Source organism: Streptomyces sp. NPDC006193, assembly GCF_040613915.1.
Classification (GTDB): Bacteria; Actinomycetota; Actinomycetes; order Streptomycetales; family Streptomycetaceae; genus Streptomyces.
On the sequence record NZ_JBEXTB010000004.1, the window covers coordinates 244,167 to 259,594 of the forward strand.

A 15,428-nucleotide genomic window follows, 5' to 3' on the forward strand; every position below is an offset into this window, starting at 1 on the left:
GCACGGACCGTCCCGGCCGCACGGCCGCCCGCCGTTAGTACGGCAGGACACGCCCCGACGGGGTACGGCGGTCGATCTCCTGCCCGCGCGGCGCGGCGGGCCGCCGGCTGACGCGTACCCGGATGCGACGGTCCATGACGCCCTCCTCCTGCCGGCACCGCCCGGCGCCGGACACCGGTAGGAGGTCCGTGCCCAGGACATGACCGTTTCAAGCCTCGGGGGCGTCAAGTCGTGCGGAGGGCGCGATCGTTGGCCACCGGTGCGCTACCGGGTCAGGTACCGGCCGAGAACCGGGTCGAGTTGGGCCAGCCAGGCGGTGAGCCGGGCCCTCCGGCGGGCGTTGATCTCGCAGGAGTACACGGCGCCGTCCCACAGCCGCACGGTGATCGTGAGGCGGTTGCCCCGCCAGGTGCGCTCGACGCGCGCGATCTCGTCCCACGGGAAGTCCGCGCCGGCGCCCCGCACTTCGAGGAGGACCCCGGCGGCGTTGACGACCGCGCCGGCCTCCGCGTCGGCGAGCACCACCTCCGGACTGCCGAACGGCACCGGCGGCCCGAACCCGTAGGGGGCGGGCGGCGGTCCGGCGGGCGGCACGGGCAGGTGCGGGGGCGGCAAAGGCGCGAGGAACCCCTGCGGGGGCGCGGCCGGCACGGGCGGCGGCGCTCCGAACTCCGGCGCGGGGGCGGTGAACCCGGGCGGCGACGCGGTGAACTCCGGCGCGGGGGGTGCGGGCGGCGCGGGAGGGGGCGGGGCCGGCGGTGTCCGCGGGCCGGGCGGCTGCGGGGCCGGGTCCGTCAGCCGGTCCAGCAGCGCGGTGGGCGTGGGCCGGGCCGCCGGGTCCTTGGCCAGGCACGCGGCGACCAGGTCCACCAGCCCGGCGGGCACGGCGGACACGTCCGGCGGCTCGTGAACGGAGCGGTACATCAGGCCCATCGGCGTGCCCTCGCCCCACGCGCTGCCCCCGGCGGCGGCGACCAGGACGGCGCCGAGCGCGAACACGTCGGCGGCGCCGGTCACATCGTGGCCGAGGGCCTGCTCGGGGGCGAGGAAGCCGGGCGTGCCGAAGGCGGTGCCGGTGGCGGTGAGACGGGTGGACTCCACGGCCCGCGCGATGCCGAAGTCGATCACGCGCGGCCCGTCGACGGCCATGATGATGTTCCCGGGCTTCAGGTCGCGGTGCACCAGGCCGCAGGAGTGGATGGACTCCAGCGCCTCGGCGAGCGCGGCGGCCAGCGCCCGCAGCCGGGGTTCGTCCATGGCGCCCTCGGCGGCGAGCCGGGCCGCGAGGGTCGGCCCGGGGATGTAGGCGGTGGCCAGCCAGAGCGGGTCGCCGTCGACGTCGGCGTCCACCACCGGCGCCGTGTGGAAGCCGCCCACCGCGCGGGCCGCCTCGGCCTCGCTGCGGAACCGGTCCCGGAAGACGGGGTCGGCGGCGAGTTCGGGTCTGGCCACCTTCAGCGCGACGGCCCGGCCGCCCCGCGTCCGTGCGAGATACACGGTCCCCATGCCGCCCTCGCCGAGCCGGCGCTCGACGAGGTACCCCCCTATGCGCTCCATGGGCACAGTATGAACACCGCGGGCGCCGCGGGACCCGACGGCCCGGGAAGCGACCGCTTCTGTCCGCGCAGGTCCCATCGTTTCTGCACCTGCGGTGCCTGGTGGGGCGGGTGGGACTCGAACCCACGGCCGACGGATTATGAGTCCGCTGCTCTAACCGGCTGAGCTACCGCCCCATAGCGGCGTGTCGCGTACATGTGTGCGCGCCGTCTGCCGCAGCATAGCCGCTCATACGATCTCCTGCTTCGGATGGTCGGCTTCCGCGCTGCTCATGCCCCTGAGGACATCCCCGCAGGCGCGGCGGTTCCCGCGGACATGAAAAAGGACCCCTGCGGGGTCCTCGTTCAGCGCGTGCTCCCCCGACTGGACTCGAACCAGTAACCTGCCGGTTAACAGCCGGCTGCTCTGCCAATTGAGCTACGGAGGACCGAAGCTCCCCCGACTGGACTCGAACCAGTAACCTGCCGGTTAACAGCCGGCTGCTCTGCCAATTGAGCTACGGAGGATCGCCTCGATTGCATCGAACGCGCCTACCTGGGTATTCGCCAGGGGGCGCGCGCTCGCTGCGACACATACATTAGCGCAAGCAGGGGGGTGCTTCGCCAATCGGTATCCCTCGGCGCCAGCGCCGCACCAGAGACCTACACACGGGAAGGGTGGCAGCCATGCGCTACCGGCTCACGTTCCTCACGGGACTGGCCCTCGGTTACGTACTCGGCACGAGGGCCGGACGCGAGCGTTATGAGCAGCTGAAGAAGTCGGCCCGGCAGATCGCGCAGAACCCCGCCGTGCGCAACACCGCGGAGACGGCCGTCCACCAGGGCCGCGTCTACGCGGGCAAGGCGTTCCACACGGTCAGCGACAAGGTCGGCGACCGGGTCCCGGAGTCCGTGGCCCAGCGGGTGCGGTCGCTGCGGGACCGCAACGGCGCCACCACGGCGGGGGACGACTGGGGCACGTCCACCGTGTGAAGGCTCCGCTGCCGCGGCCGCGGCCGGGCGCCCCGCCCCCGGCGCCCGGCCGGAGCAGCGGCGGCGGTACGGCAAAATCTTCGGTATGGGGATAGTCGCCGGCTTGGACAGCTCGCCCGATTTCACGCGCATCGTGGTCTGTGACACGGACACCGGTGCCGTGCTGCGCCAGGGGTACGCCCCGCACCCGGTCGAGCCGCCCGCAGGCGGTGGGGGCCGCCCCAGCGACGTCGACCCGCAGGCCTGGCTGCTGTCCCTGGGCGAGGCCGCGGGCGGCGGTCTGCTGGAGGGCGTGCAGGCCATCGGCGTCTCCGCGCAGCAGAACGCGTTGGTCCCGCTGGACGCCCAGGGCAACACCGTCCGCCCGGCGCTGGTCGGCGGCGACAAGCGCGCACAGGTCGCGGCGGCCGATCTCGTGGACGCGCTCGGCGGCCGGGAGGCCTGGGCGCTGGCGGTCGGGAGCGTGCCGCAGGCCGCCCACCCGGTCACCAAGCTGCGCTGGCTGGCGAAGAACGAACCCGAGAGCGCGCTGCGGACGGCGGCCCTCCTCCAGGCCCATGACTGGCTCGTCTGGCAGCTGCTGGGGCGGCCGGTCCGCCGCACCACCGACCGCGGCGGGGCCTCCGGCACCGGGTACTGGTCGGCGGCGACCGGCGCCTACCGCCCCGACCTGGTCGAGCTGGCCCTCGGGCACCACGCGGTGCTGCCGGAGGTGATCGGCCCGGCGGAAGCGGCCGGCACGACCCCGGAGGGGCTGCTGATCTCGGCCGGCACCGGGGAGACCATGGCCGCCGCCTTCGGGCTCGGGCTGGGGCTGGGCGACGCCGTCGTGTCGCTCGGGGCGTCCGGCTCCGTGACGGCCGTGCACACGGAGGCGCTCACCGACCGGTCCGGCATGATCACCTCGCTCGCCGACGCCACCGGCATGCACCTGCCGGTCGTCACCACCCTGAACGCCGTGCGCACCCTGCGCGGCACCGCCGAACTCCTCGGGCTGCCGGACCTGGAGAGCCTGTCCGACCTGGCGATGAAGTCGACGCCGGGGGCGCACGGGCTGGTGCTGCTGCCCTATCTGGAGGGCGAGCGCACGCCGAACCTGCCGCACACCGCGGGCACCCTCGCGGGGCTGCGGCGCGAGTCGATGCGGCCGGAGCACCTGGCGCGGGCCGCCTTCGAGGGGATGCTGTGCGGGCTCGCCGACGCGCTGGACGTGCTGCGCGGGCGCGGCGTGGACGTGCGCCGGGTCTTCCTGCTCGGCCCGGCCGCGGAACTGCCCGCCGTGCAGGCCTCGGCGCCCTCGCTGTTCGCCGCGCAGGTCGTCGTGCCGCAGCCCGCGGACTACGCGGCGATCGGCGCGGCCCGGCAGGCGGCCTGGGCGCTCGGCGTGTCGCAGGGCGCCCTCGACCCGCGGACCCCGCCGGCCTGGCAGGGCGCCGCGGCGCAGGTGCTGGAGCCGGGCGAGGAGCTGGCCGTCGGGCAGGCGGTGCGGCAGCAGTTCACGGCGGTGCGGGAGCAGACCCATCCGGGGGCGTTCGGGCTGTGACCGCGGGTCGGCGGCGCGGCGCACCGGACCGGTCGGGTTAATCGGTTGAGGTAACGCGGGTGGAGTGTCCGACGATAGGGGCCAGGGGCAACCGACCAGCCCCCTGTCGCCGACTCCGAGAGACCTAGCGTGCTCATACGACTTCTTCGGGCGTATCTCAGGCCCTACAAGAGACCCATCGCACTTCTGGTGCTGCTCCAGTTCCTGCAGACCTGCGCCACCCTCTACCTGCCCACCCTGAACGCCGACATCATCGACAACGGTGTCGTGAAGGGTGACACGGGGTACATCGTGTCCTTCGGCGCGCTGATGATCGGCATCTCACTGGTGCAGGTGGTGTGCAACGTCGGGGCCGTGTTCTACGGCGCCCGGACCGCCGCCGCGCTCGGCCGGGACGTGCGCGGCGCCGTCTTCGACCGGGTGCAGTCCTTCTCCGCGCGGGAGGTGGGGCGTTTCGGGGCGCCCTCCCTCATCACCCGTACGACCAACGACGTACAGCAGATCCAGATGCTGGCCGTGATGTCGTTCACCCTGCTGGTGTCGGCGCCCATCATGTGCGTGGGCGGGATCGTGCTGGCGCTCGGCCTGGACGTGCCGCTGTCGGCGGTGCTGGTCGCGGTCGTGCCCGTGCTCGGCGTCTGCGTGACGCTGATCGTGCGCCGGCTGCGCCCGCTGTTCCGGTCGATGCAGGTCCGCCTGGACACGGTCAACCGGGTGCTGCGCGAGCAGATCACCGGCAACCGGGTGATCCGCGCCTTCGTCCGGGACGAGTACGAGCAGCGCCGGTTCGGGACCGCGAACGCCGAACTGACCGAGATGCAGCTGGCCACCGGCCGGACGCTCGCCCTGATGTTCCCGGTCGTCATGACGGTGGTGAACGTGTCGTCCATCGCGGTGGTGTGGTTCGGCGCGCACCGGATCGACAGCGGCGGGATGGCGATCGGCGACCTGACCGCGTTCCTCGCCTATCTGATGCAGATCGTCATGTCCGTGATGATGGCCACCTTCATGTTCATGATGGTGCCGCGCGCGGAGGTGTGCGCCGAGCGCATCCAGGAGGTCCTGGACACCGAGTCGAGCGTGGTGCCCCCGGCGGCGCCCGTCACCGAGCTGCGCGGGCACGGGCACCTGGAGCTGCGGGGCGCGGGCTTCCGCTATCCGGGCGCCGAGGAGCCGGTGCTGAAGGCCGTCGACCTGGTGGCCCGGCCCGGTGAGACCACCGCCGTGATCGGCTCCACCGGCAGCGGCAAGTCGACGCTGCTCGGACTCGTCCCCCGGCTGTTCGACGCCACCGAGGGCGAGGTCCTGGTCAACGGCGTGGACGTCCGTCAGGTCGATCCGCGGCTGCTCGCGCGGACCGTCGGACTGGTGCCGCAGAAGCCGTACCTGTTCGCGGGCACGGTCGCCACCAACCTCCGCTACGGCAACCCGGACGCCACCGACGAGGAGCTGTGGCACGCGCTGGAGGTGGCGCAGGCCAAGGACTTCGTGCAGCGGCTGGAGGGCGGGCTGGACGCGCCCATCGCGCAGGGCGGCGGCAACGTCTCCGGCGGTCAGCGCCAGCGTCTCGCCATCGCCCGCACGCTGGTGCAGCGCCCGGAGATCTACCTCTTCGACGACTCCTTCTCCGCGCTCGACTACGCGACCGACGCGGCCCTGCGCGCCGCGCTCGCCCGGGAGACCGCGGAGGCGACCGTCGTCATCGTCGCCCAGCGGGTGGCGACCATCCGGGACGCCGACCGGATCATCGTCATGGACGAGGGCCGGGTGGTCGGCTCCGGCCGGCACGCCGAACTGATGGCGACCAACGAGACCTACCGGGAGATCGTGCTCTCCCAGCTGACGGAAGCGGAGGCCGCCTGATGGCCGGGCCCATGGGACGCATGATGACCGGGGGCGGCCCCGACCAGCGCTCGATGGACTTCAAGGGGTCGGGCAAACGGCTCGTCGCCCAGTTCCGACCGGAACGCCTCACGATCTACGGCCTGCTGCTGTGCGTGGTCGTCAGCGTGGGCCTGAGCGTGATCGGCCCGAAGATCCTCGGCCGGGCCACCGACCTGGTCTTCGCCGGCCTCGTCGGCCGGCGGATGCCCGAGGGGGCCACCAAGGAGCAGGTGCTCGCTTCCATGCGCGAGCGCGGCCAGGACCGGGTCGCGGACATGCTCCAGGGCACCGACTTCACCCCCGGCCAGGGCATCGACTTCACCGCCGTCGGGCACGTCCTGCTGCTCGCGCTCGGCACGTTCCTGGTCGCCGGCCTGCTGATGGCGGTGGCGACCCGGCTGGTGAACCGGGCCGTGAACCGCACGATGTACCGGCTGCGGGAGGCCGTGCAGGGCAAGCTGTCGCGGCTGCCGCTGTCGTACTTCGACAAGCGGCAGCGCGGCGAGGTGCTGTCCCGGGCGACGAACGACATCGACAACATCGGGCAGACGCTGCAGCAGTCGATGGGGCAGCTGATCAACTCGGTGCTGACCGTCGTCGGCGTCCTCGCGATGATGTTCTGGGTCTCCTGGATCCTGGCGCTGGTCGCGCTGGTCACCGTCCCGCTGTCGTTCGTGGTCGCCACCCGGGTCGGCAAGCGCTCGCAGCCGCACTTCGTGCAGCAGTGGCGCTCCACGGGCAAGCTGAACGCGCACATCGAGGAGATGTACACCGGGCACGCCCTGGTGAAGGTGTTCGGGCGGCAGGACGAGTCGGCGCAGCAGTTCGCCGAGCAGAACGAGGCGCTGTACGAGGCCGCGTTCCGCTCGCAGTTCAACAGCGGCGTCATGCAGCCGCTGATGATGTTCGTGTCCAACCTGAACTACGTGCTGGTGGCGGTCGTCGGCGGTCTGCGGGTCGCCTCGGGCGCGCTCTCCATCGGCGACGTGCAGGCGTTCATCCAGTACTCCCGGCAGTTCTCGATGCCGCTGACGCAGATCGCGTCGATGGCGAACCTGGTGCAGTCCGGCGTCGCCTCGGCCGAGCGGGTCTTCGAACTCCTGGACGCGGAGGAGCAGGAGGCGGACCCGGTGCCGGGCGAGCGGCCGGCGGAACTGCGCGGGCGGGTGCGGCTGGAGCACGTGTCGTTCCGGTACGACCCCGACAAGCCGCTGATCGAGGATCTGTCGCTCACGGTCGAGCCGGGGCACACGGTGGCGATCGTCGGCCCGACCGGCGCGGGCAAGACCACGCTGGTCAACCTGCTGATGCGGTTCTACGACGTCTCCGGCGGCCGGATCACCCTGGACGGGGTCGACATCCGAACGATGACGCGGGACGAACTGCGCGCCGGCATCGGCATGGTGCTCCAGGACACCTGGCTGTTCGGGGGCACCATCGCGGAGAACATCGCCTACGGCGCCTCGCGCGAGGTCACCCGCGGCGAGATCGAGGAGGCGGCGCGGGCGGCGCACGCGGACCGGTTCATCCGCACCCTCCCCGACGGCTACGACACCGTGATCGACGACGAGGGCACCGGTGTCAGCGCCGGTGAGAAGCAGCTGATCACCATCGCGCGGGCGTTCCTGTCCGACCCGGTGATCCTGGTGCTGGACGAGGCGACGAGTTCCGTGGACACCCGGACCGAGGTGCTGATCCAGAAGGCGATGGCCAAACTGGCCGCCGGCCGGACGTCGTTCGTGATCGCGCACCGGCTGTCGACGATCCGGGACGCGGACACGATCCTCGTCATGGAGAACGGGTCGATCGTGGAACAGGGCGCGCACGCCGAGCTGCTGGCGGCGGACGGGGCCTACGCCCGGCTGTACAAGGCGCAGTTCGCGCAGGCGGTCGCCGAGGTGGACTAGGCCGTGTGTCTTTGATGGGTTGGTCGGTTGACCGGATGTGTCCGTCCGGTCAGTGATCACCGATGCGGTGTGGACCGGATCGAGCCGCTGATGCCGGCCGATCCGGTCCGCGTGCGGCGACGGGCCGACCACCGCGGCCCGCTCGAGGCCTGTCGGCGCGGGCGCGGAGCTGCTCGGCGTGAAGATCAGTGCGCACCATGTTGCCGCAGCCGGCGCAGCGGTCCAGGGCCGGGACGTGGCGGCTGGTGGTGCGTTCGATGGCGACATCCGCTCTGTGGTTTGTCGAGCAGATCGTCGATGGCCTGGTCGAATGCGGCCTGACCCCCGAGCGGGCAGTACACGGTTACCGCGCGGTCTCGACCCGGGCGACCTACCCCGTTCGGCACAGGTAGCGGGCCACTGGTCGTCACTGACCGCCGAGGTCAGCCAGACCGGCAGTATGTGGGCCGTGGCGCCTACGGCGACGGGCTCCGCGTGGAAACCGCCGACGCGGTGAGAGTTCGACGAGGCCCGCCCGGCGGACGCGGCGCTGATCGAGGCGAAAGGCTGGACGGCCTCAGCCGGCTGAGCGACGGCCCCGCCAGGCCCCGGGCGGTGGGAGGCCGCCTCAGCCGGGTACGTCCATCCGCTGAGTGCCGATGACCGACAGCAGCCGCAGCGCCTCCTCCGACGGTGAGCCGGGCGTGGCGGTGTAGATAACGACCCGCTGGTCCCGGTCGGTGATGTCCAGGACGTCGCAGTCGACGGAGACGGGACCGACGAGGGGGTGGTCGAAGGTCTTGCAGAGGGTGGGCCGTGCGGTCACCTCGTGCTCGGCCCACAGCCGGGCGAACTCCTCGCTGCCCGCGAGAAGTTCCGCGACAAGTCCACTCACCTCAGGGGAGTCCGGGTAGCGGGCCGCCGCGGCGCGCAAGTGCTGGGCGGCGGTCCGGGCGAACTCGCCCGCGCCCGACACGCTGTACAGCCGCCGGCCGTCCCGGGACGGCTCAAGGAAGGCCCGCCGCAGCAGGTTGCGGTCACGGGGCGGCAGCGCGGAGAAGTCTTCCATCAGGGCGGCGGCCAGATCGTTCCAGGCGATGACCTCGTAGGTCGCGGACAGTACGATCGCCGCGGCCTGCGGCAGGCGGTGCAGCAGGGCGGTGATGCTGTCCCGCACCTCCCGGCAGGGCCCGGACGGCGGGCCGGGAGGGGTTCCGGCCAGGTGGTGCAGGTGGTCGCGTTCGGCGTCGGTCAGGCGCAGCGCGCGCGCCAGCTGGGCCAGCACCTCGCGGGACGGGCGGGGGCCGCGGGCCTGCTCCAGGCGTGTGTAGTACTCGGTGGAGATGTACGCCAACTGCGCCACCTCCTCGCGTCGCAGCCCCGGGGTCCGGCGGCGCGACCCGGCGGGCAGTCCCACGTCGGCGGGTGTGATGCGTTCACGTCGGTTGCGCAGGAAGGCGCCCAGTGCTCGTCGGTCCACCGGTCCAGTGTGCGCGGCCCGCGAAGAGTCCAGCCAGGTACTCGCGGTGCCTGGATGAGCGCAGCGGCCGGGCACAGGCTCGACGGCATGAACGACACACCGAACTCGACCCTCGTCCGCACCGGCCTGCTCGACGGCAAGGTCGCTCTCGTCACCGGCGCCAGCCGCGGCATCGGCGCCGCCGCGGCACGCCTGTTCGCCCGGGAGGGCGCCCGCGTGCTGCTGGCGGCGCGCACCGAGCACCGGCTGGCGGCGGTGGCCGAGGAGATCCGGGCTGCCGGCGGCACCGCCGACCACGTCCGCTGCGACCTGGCCGACGCCGTCAGTGTCCGCGCCGCCGTGGGCCGTGCCGTGGAGCTGTACGGCCGGCTCGACGTCGCCTTCAACAACGGTGCGACGGGCCAGACTCCGGGCCCGCTGGACGCGATGACCGAGGACGACTTCGACCGCATCTGCACCGTGAACCTCAAGGGTCCGTGGCTCGCCATGAAGGCCGAGGTAGCCGCCATCCGGGCCACCGCCGGACGCGGCGCGATCGTCAACACCTCCAGCGTCGGCAGCCTCATGGGCAACCCCTGGCTGCCCGCGTACGGGGCGGCGAAGCGGGCGCTGAACAGCCTGACCGCGTCGGCGGCGGTGACGTACGGCCCGGAGGGCATCCGGGTCAACGCCGTCGCGCCCGGCACCACGCTCACCGAGATGCTCGGGGAATGGGAGGCGGACTCTCCCGGTGTCGTCGACCGGCTCAACGCGCAGACGCCGCTGGGCCGGGCCGCCGAGCCGGAGGAGATCGCCGAAGCCGCCGCCTGGCTGCTGAGCGACCGGGCCTCCTATGTCACGGGCGAGGTGCTGCGGGTGGACGGCGGCATGCGGGCGTGAGCCCGGCGGGGGCCTCCGCAGGTCGTCAAGGTGCGGCCGATCTCGTCGCCCGCCCTGTCCGCAGCACCTGCCCGACTAGATGTTCCCTGTCCGTTGGGCAGCTCATGCCCTTGACGGCCTTCCGCGGAGCGGTGGGGCCGAGGTCAGCCACGGCAGCCCCCCGCGCATCAACCTCGCAGGCATCCTCATCCGGGCACAGCGCTGACCGGAGAGGCAGAACCCAGGACGTCGCGTCCGGCCGCGAGGGGGGCCGCCGTGCGGCGGTCCCCTCAGTCCAGGTAGCCGCGCAGCTGTTCCGCGAAGGTGTGGTCCCTGAGCTTGTTCAGGGTCTTGGACTCGATCTGGCGTATCCGCTCCCGGGTCACGCCGAAGAGGCGGCCGATCTCCTCCAGGGTGCGCGGGCGGCCGTCGACCAGGCCGTAGCGGAGCTGGACGACCTTGCGTTCGCGTTCGCCGAGCGTGGACAGCACGGCGTCCAGGTGCTGGCGCAGCAGCAGGAACGCCGCCGACTCGACGGGGCTCGCCGCGTCGCCGTCCTCGATGAGGTCGCCGAGGGCGACCTCGTCCTCCTCGCCGACCGGGGCGTGCAGCGACACCGGTTCCTGGGCCAGGCGCAGCACCTCGCCGACCCGCTCGGGCGTCAGGTCCAGCTGGGCGGCGACCTCCTCGGGCGTCGGCTCGCAGCCGCGCTCCTGGAGCAGCCGCCGCTGCACGCGGACGACCCGGTTGATCAGCTCCACCACGTGGACCGGGACGCGGATGGTGCGGGCCTGGTCGGCCAGGGCGCGGGACATGGCCTGGCGGATCCACCAGGTGGCGTAGGTGGAGAACTTGTAGCCGCGCGCGTAGTCGAACTTCTCCACGGCGCGGATGAGCCCGAGGTTGCCCTCCTGGACCAGGTCGAGCATGGTCAGGCCGCGGCCGACGTACCGCTTGGCGACGGACACCACCAGCCGCAGGTTGGCCTCGATGAGCCGCCGCTTGGCCATCCGGCCCATGACCACCAGCCGGTCCAGGTCCAGCGCCAGCCGGCTGTCCAGGTCGGGGGTGCTGCTCAGCTTCTCCTCCGCGAACAGGCCGGCCTCCACGCGGCGGGCCAGCTCCACCTCCTCGGCCGCGGTCAGGAGCGGAACACGGCCGATCTCGCGCAGGTACTGGCGGAACAGGTCGGCGGAGGGGCCGCCGGTCTCGGCCCGGGCGGCGGGGACCTCGACCGGCTCCACCGGCTCCACCGGCTCCACGAGTTCCCGCTCCGCGAGCTCCACGGGCTCCACCAGGTCGGCCGGTCCCACGGGCTCCACCAGCTCCGCCAGATCCACTGGCTCGGCCAGGTCCGCCGGCTCCCCGGACTCCGCCAGGTTCACGGGCTCCACCAGGTCCGCCCTCCCCGCGGGCTCGGCCAGGTCCGCCGGCTCCGCGAGATCCACGGGGCCGGCAGGCCCGGCGGCTTCGGCAGACCCGGCCGGCTCGGCGGCTCCGGCGGCTCCGGCGGCTCCGGCAGGCCCGGCAGGCCCGGCAGGCCCGGCCAGCTCGGCAGGCTCGGCCGGCTCGGCCGGCTCGGGTAACTCGGCGGGCTCCTCGATCTGCCCGGTCTGCTCGGTCTCCGCGGACACCCCGGTCGCGTCCGACTCGGCGGCGGGCGGTTCCGCCGGGTGGCGGGTGCCCTGCGGGGGCACGGCCGTCAGGGCGTTCGACTCCGCGTCCTGCTCGTCCGCGGTGGTGCCGGTGGCGCTGGTGCTGCTGTCGGTCTGGGCGAGGGTCTGGGTCTGCACGGGGGCGACCTCCAGGATGTTCGCTGCTGAAGGAGGGCGGCAGCGCTGCTTCGGGAGCGGGAGCGGAGAATCGACGGCCTGGGACTCGGGCACCGCCCCCCAGTGTGGGGTACGACGCAACCCCGCCACGAGGGGCGTGCGGTGACTTTTTGCGTCCGCTCCGTGACGGGGTGCTGACCCCCGCGGCCCCGGCTCCTACAGAGCGGACGGACCCTCGTCCTGCAGCGCCCTGTCGTACCTGGTGAGGATCATCATCTCGTTCTGCACGGCGGCCGACTGCGCCGGATCCGAGTGCCCGAGCCGGGTCAGCGTGCTCTGGAGGTCGGTCAGCCGGCGGGCGACCGCGCGGCGGCGTACGGTCACGAGCTGTTCGCCCGCGTAGGTCTCGTCGACCGTGCGCCGCAGGATCGCCTCCACCGCCAGCTCCGTCACCATGGCGCGGACGGTGTCGTCGGGGGCCGCCTCGCGGACGCGGACCAGGTACTCCTGCGGGTCCTGGACGCCGAACCCGGTGCCGCCCGCCTCCGCGATCGCCTGGCGCACGGCGGCGTACGGCGGGGCGGTGAACTCGTCGACGCCGTACGCGTCGAAGGCCGGGGAGACCAGCTCGGGCCGCTGCAGGGCGAGTTTCAGCAGTTCCCGTTCGGTGGCGTAGACGGGGTTGCGCAGGGTGAGCGCCGGTCCCGAGGGAGCGGGGCGGGGGCCGGCCTCCCACTGCTGCTGCTGCGCGGGGCGCGGCCGCTGCGGGCCCTTGCCGTCACGGGCCCAGCGGGCGAGCTGGGCGACCCGGCGGACCACGAACTGGGTGTCGAGGATGCCGAGCATGCCGGCCAGTTCCACGGCCACCTCGTGCTGGGCGCCGGTGTTCTTGATCCGGGCGACGACCGGCGCGGCCTCGTCCAGGGCCGCGGCGCGGCCGGCCGGAGTGTCCAGGTCGTAGCGGCCGACGATCTGGCGGAGGGCGAACTCGAAGAGCGGGGTGCGGGGTTCGACCAGGTCGGCGACCGCCTCGTCGCCCTTGGCGAGACGCAGGTCGCAGGGGTCCATGCCGTCGGGCGCGATGGCGATGTACGTCTCGGCGGCGAACTTCTGGTCGTCCTCGAAGGCGCGCAGGGCGGCCTTCTGGCCGGCCGCGTCGCCGTCGAAGGTGAAGATGACGCGCGCGCTGCCGTTGTCCATCAGCAGCCGGCGCAGGATCTTGATGTGCTCCCCGCCGAAGGCCGTGCCGCAGGTGGCGATGGCCGTCCGCACCCCGGCGAGGTGGCAGGCCATGACGTCGGTGTAGCCCTCGACCACGACGGCCCGGCTGGTCTTGGCGATCTCCTTCTTCGCCAGGTCGATGCCGTACAGCACCTGGCTCTTGCGGTAGATCGCCGTCTCGGGGGTGTTGAGGTACTTCGGGCCGGTGTCCTGCTCGTACAGCTTGCGGGCGCCGAAGCCGACGACCTCGCCGCTGATGTCCCGGATCGGCCACATCAGGCGGCCCCGGAACCGGTCGATGGGGCCCCGGCGGCCCTCCTGCGCCAGGCCGGACAGGAGCAGTTCCTTGTCGGTGAAGCCCTTTCCGCGCAGGTAGCGCGTGAGGTGGTCCCAGCCCTGGGGGCTGTAGCCGACGCCGAAGTGCTCCGCGGCGGCCTGGTCGAAGCCGCGCTCGGCGAGGAACTTCCGGCCGGTCTCGGCCTCGGGGCCGGTGGCGAGCTGCTCCGCGTACCACTGGGCGGCGATCTTGTGGGCCTCGACCAGGCGGATGCGCTCGCCGCGCTGGTGGGCCGGGTTGTACCCGCCCTCCTCGTACCGCAGGGTGATGCCGGCCTGGGCGGCGAGCCGCTCGACCGCCTCGGAGAAGGAGAGGTGGTCCACCTTCATCACGAAGGTGATGGTGTCGCCGCCCTCCTGGCAGCCGAAGCAGTGGAAGAGTCCCTTGCTGGGGCTGACCTGGAAGGACGGCGACTTCTCGTCGTGGAACGGGCACAGGCCCTTGAGGTTGCCGCCGCCCGCGTTGCGCAGCTGGAGGTACTCGGAGACGACGGCGTCGATCGGGACCGCGTCCCGTACCGCCTTCACGTCCTCGTCGTTGATCCGTCCTGCCACGCGTGAATTCTACGGGGGTGCTGTGACAGCGCCGGGCCTCCGTGAGCGGCGGGGGTCAGGGGACGAGGCCCTCCAGGGGGACGTGCGGGTCGGCGAGGGCATCGGTGTCCACGCGGGCCCGGGCGCGGATCAGCTCCTGGATCGGCCCTGTGACGTCCCACACGTTCACGTTCATCCCGGCCAGCACCCGTCCCTCCTTCACCCAGAAGGCGATGAACTGCCGTTTCCCGGCGTCGCCGCGGATCACCACCTCGTCGTACGACCCCGGCGGGGCCCACCCGCTGTACTCCATGCCGAGGTCGTACTGGTCGGTGAAGAAGTACGGCACCCGGTCGTACGTCACGTCCCGGCCGAGCATGGCGCGGGCCGCCGCGGGACCGCCGTGCAGGGCGTTGGCCCAGTGCTCGACCCGGACGCGGGCGCCGGAGGGGGCGAGCGGGAAGGCGGCCACGTCACCGGCCGCGTGGATGTCCGGGTCGGAGGTCCGCAGCCGCGCGTCGACCAGGACGCCGCCCCCGTGCGCCGGGTCGGCCAGCTCCAGGCCCGCGGCTTCGGCCAGGCCCGTGCGCGGCACCGCCCCGATCGCGGCGAGCACGTCGTGCGCCGGGTGTTCCTCGCCGTCGTCGGTGCGGGCCGCGAGGACCATGCCGTCCTGGCCGATGATCTCCGTCAGCCGCACCCCGAAGTGGAAGCGGACGCCGTGCTCGCGGTGCAGTTCGGCGAAGACGGCGCCCAGCTCGGGGCCGAGGGCGCCGTACAGCGGGGTGGGCGCCGGTTCGATCACCGTGACCTCCGCGCCGTACCCGCGGGCCGCCGCCGCGACCTCCAGGCCGATCCAGCCGCCGCCGGCGATCACGATGTGCCCGTTGTCCCGGCCGAGCGCGGCCAGCATGCCCCTGAGCCGGTCGGCGTGGGCGAGCCGGCGCAGGTGGTGCACGCCGGCCAGGCCGGTGCCGGGGACGTCGAGGCGGCGGGGTTCGGCGCCGGTGGCCAGGAGCAGCTTGTCGTAGCGGACGAAGGTGCCGTCGTCGCCGAAGTGGACCGTCTTCGCCGTGCGGTCGATCCGGTCGACGGTCTGGCCGAGGTGCAGCTCGACGTCGTTGCGCGCGTACCAGGCGGGCTCGTGCACGAAGAGGCCGTCGCGTTCCTCCCGGCCGAGCAGATAGCCCTTGGACAGCGCGGGGCGCTCGTAGGGGTGGTCGCGTTCGTCGCAGATCAGTATCACGCGGCCGGTGAAGCCCTCCGCCCGGAGCGTCTCGGCCGCCTTCGCGCCGGCGAGACCGCCTCCGACGATGACGAATGTCTGATCCGCGTCGACCACTTGTTGCCTCCTCGTCGGACTGCCGCCACATGCGAGCGTCCCGC

The 15,428-nt window shown here is 72.9% G+C and carries 10 protein-coding genes, 3 tRNA genes and 2 pseudogenes; 7 read left to right on the forward strand and 8 right to left on the reverse strand.

All coding sequences use genetic code 11. The annotated features are described in order from the left end of the window. Positions 1-264: 264 nt before the first annotated feature. The 4 genes from ABZ261_RS06535 to ABZ261_RS06550 form a co-directional block, all read right to left on the reverse strand. A complete protein-coding gene (locus ABZ261_RS06535; RefSeq protein WP_356855944.1) occupies positions 265-1,557 on the reverse strand; it encodes a serine/threonine-protein kinase in 1,293 nt (430 codons plus the stop codon). 99 nt (positions 1,558-1,656) lie between these two features. Next, positions 1,657-1,733 (reverse strand) — tRNA-Ile (locus tag ABZ261_RS06540). Positions 1,734-1,911: 178 nt separating this feature from the next. Then, positions 1,912-1,984, reverse strand: a tRNA-Asn gene (locus ABZ261_RS06545). Positions 1,985-1,990: 6 nt separating this feature from the next. Next, positions 1,991-2,063: transfer RNA gene (locus ABZ261_RS06550), tRNA-Asn, on the reverse strand. Positions 2,064-2,222: 159 nt separating this feature from the next. Between ABZ261_RS06550 and ABZ261_RS06555 the strand changes: the two genes are divergently transcribed. From ABZ261_RS06555 to ABZ261_RS06580, 6 genes and pseudogenes are all read left to right on the forward strand, one after another. Further along, positions 2,223-2,528, forward strand: coding sequence for a YtxH domain-containing protein (locus tag ABZ261_RS06555; protein WP_356855946.1), 306 nt, complete (start codon positions 2,223-2,225; stop codon positions 2,526-2,528). Positions 2,529-2,613: 85 nt separating this feature from the next. After that, the gene (locus tag ABZ261_RS06560; protein ID WP_356855948.1) at positions 2,614-4,071 is read left to right on the forward strand and encodes an FGGY family carbohydrate kinase; all 1,458 of its coding nucleotides are present in this window, start codon (positions 2,614-2,616) and stop codon (positions 4,069-4,071) included. A gap of 129 nt (positions 4,072-4,200) precedes the next feature. Continuing rightward, the gene (locus ABZ261_RS06565) at positions 4,201-5,934 is read left to right on the forward strand and encodes an ABC transporter ATP-binding protein (protein WP_356855950.1); all 1,734 of its coding nucleotides are present in this window, start codon (positions 4,201-4,203) and stop codon (positions 5,932-5,934) included. After that, positions 5,934-7,862, forward strand: a complete 1,929-nt coding sequence (locus ABZ261_RS06570; protein ID WP_356855952.1) for an ABC transporter ATP-binding protein — start codon at positions 5,934-5,936, stop codon at positions 7,860-7,862. Before ABZ261_RS06565 ends, ABZ261_RS06570 begins: the two co-directional genes overlap by 1 nt. A gap of 37 nt (positions 7,863-7,899) precedes the next feature. Further along, positions 7,900-8,038, forward strand: a pseudogene (locus tag ABZ261_RS06575) (IS5/IS1182 family transposase); the annotation flags it as partial. 81 nt (positions 8,039-8,119) lie between these two features. Further along, positions 8,120-8,283: pseudogene (locus ABZ261_RS06580) on the forward strand (TetR/AcrR family transcriptional regulator); the annotation flags it as partial. A 186-nt stretch (positions 8,284-8,469) separates the two neighbouring features. Here the strand turns inward: ABZ261_RS06580 and ABZ261_RS06585 are convergent. After that, a complete protein-coding gene (locus ABZ261_RS06585) occupies positions 8,470-9,321 on the reverse strand; it encodes a helix-turn-helix transcriptional regulator (RefSeq protein WP_356855954.1) in 852 nt (283 codons plus the stop codon). Positions 9,322-9,408: 87 nt separating this feature from the next. Here ABZ261_RS06585 and ABZ261_RS06590 point away from each other — a divergent pair, with 87 nt between their 5' ends. Next, on the forward strand, positions 9,409-10,200 hold the full coding sequence (locus ABZ261_RS06590) for a glucose 1-dehydrogenase (RefSeq protein WP_356855956.1): 792 nt from the start codon (positions 9,409-9,411) through the stop codon (positions 10,198-10,200). A 269-nt stretch (positions 10,201-10,469) separates the two neighbouring features. On the opposite strand, the gene ABZ261_RS06595 is transcribed toward ABZ261_RS06590, so the two are convergent. The 3 genes from ABZ261_RS06595 to ABZ261_RS06605 all read right to left on the reverse strand — a co-directional run bounded on the left by ABZ261_RS06595 (position 10,470) and on the right by ABZ261_RS06605 (position 15,384). Then, complete coding sequence (locus tag ABZ261_RS06595; RefSeq protein WP_356856154.1) at positions 10,470-11,573, reverse strand: RNA polymerase sigma factor; 1,104 nt, start codon at positions 11,571-11,573, stop codon at positions 10,470-10,472. Between the two features lie 594 nt (positions 11,574-12,167). Then, positions 12,168-14,063, reverse strand: coding sequence for a DNA primase (dnaG, locus tag ABZ261_RS06600; RefSeq protein ID WP_356855958.1), 1,896 nt, complete (start codon positions 14,061-14,063; stop codon positions 12,168-12,170). A gap of 55 nt (positions 14,064-14,118) precedes the next feature. Next, positions 14,119-15,384 carry an FAD-dependent oxidoreductase gene (locus ABZ261_RS06605; RefSeq protein ID WP_356855960.1) on the reverse strand — a complete coding sequence of 422 codons (1,266 nt, stop codon included), beginning with the start codon at positions 15,382-15,384 and terminating at the stop codon, positions 14,119-14,121. Positions 15,385-15,428 lie beyond the last annotated feature (44 nt).

Excerpts from the sequence above, each read along its gene's own strand:
- ABZ261_RS06570 (WP_356855952.1), top strand. The coding sequence starts at position 5,934 with ATGGCCGGGCCCATGGGACGCATGATGACCGGGGGCGGCCCCGACCAG.
- ABZ261_RS06560 (WP_356855948.1), top strand. The coding sequence starts at position 2,614 with ATGGGGATAGTCGCCGGCTTGGACAGCTCGCCCGATTTCACGCGCATC.
- ABZ261_RS06590 (WP_356855956.1), top strand. The coding sequence starts at position 9,409 with ATGAACGACACACCGAACTCGACCCTCGTCCGCACCGGCCTGCTCGAC.
- ABZ261_RS06535 (WP_356855944.1), bottom strand. The coding sequence starts at position 1,557 with ATGGAGCGCATAGGGGGGTACCTCGTCGAGCGCCGGCTCGGCGAGGGC.
- ABZ261_RS06555 (WP_356855946.1), top strand. The coding sequence starts at position 2,223 with ATGCGCTACCGGCTCACGTTCCTCACGGGACTGGCCCTCGGTTACGTA.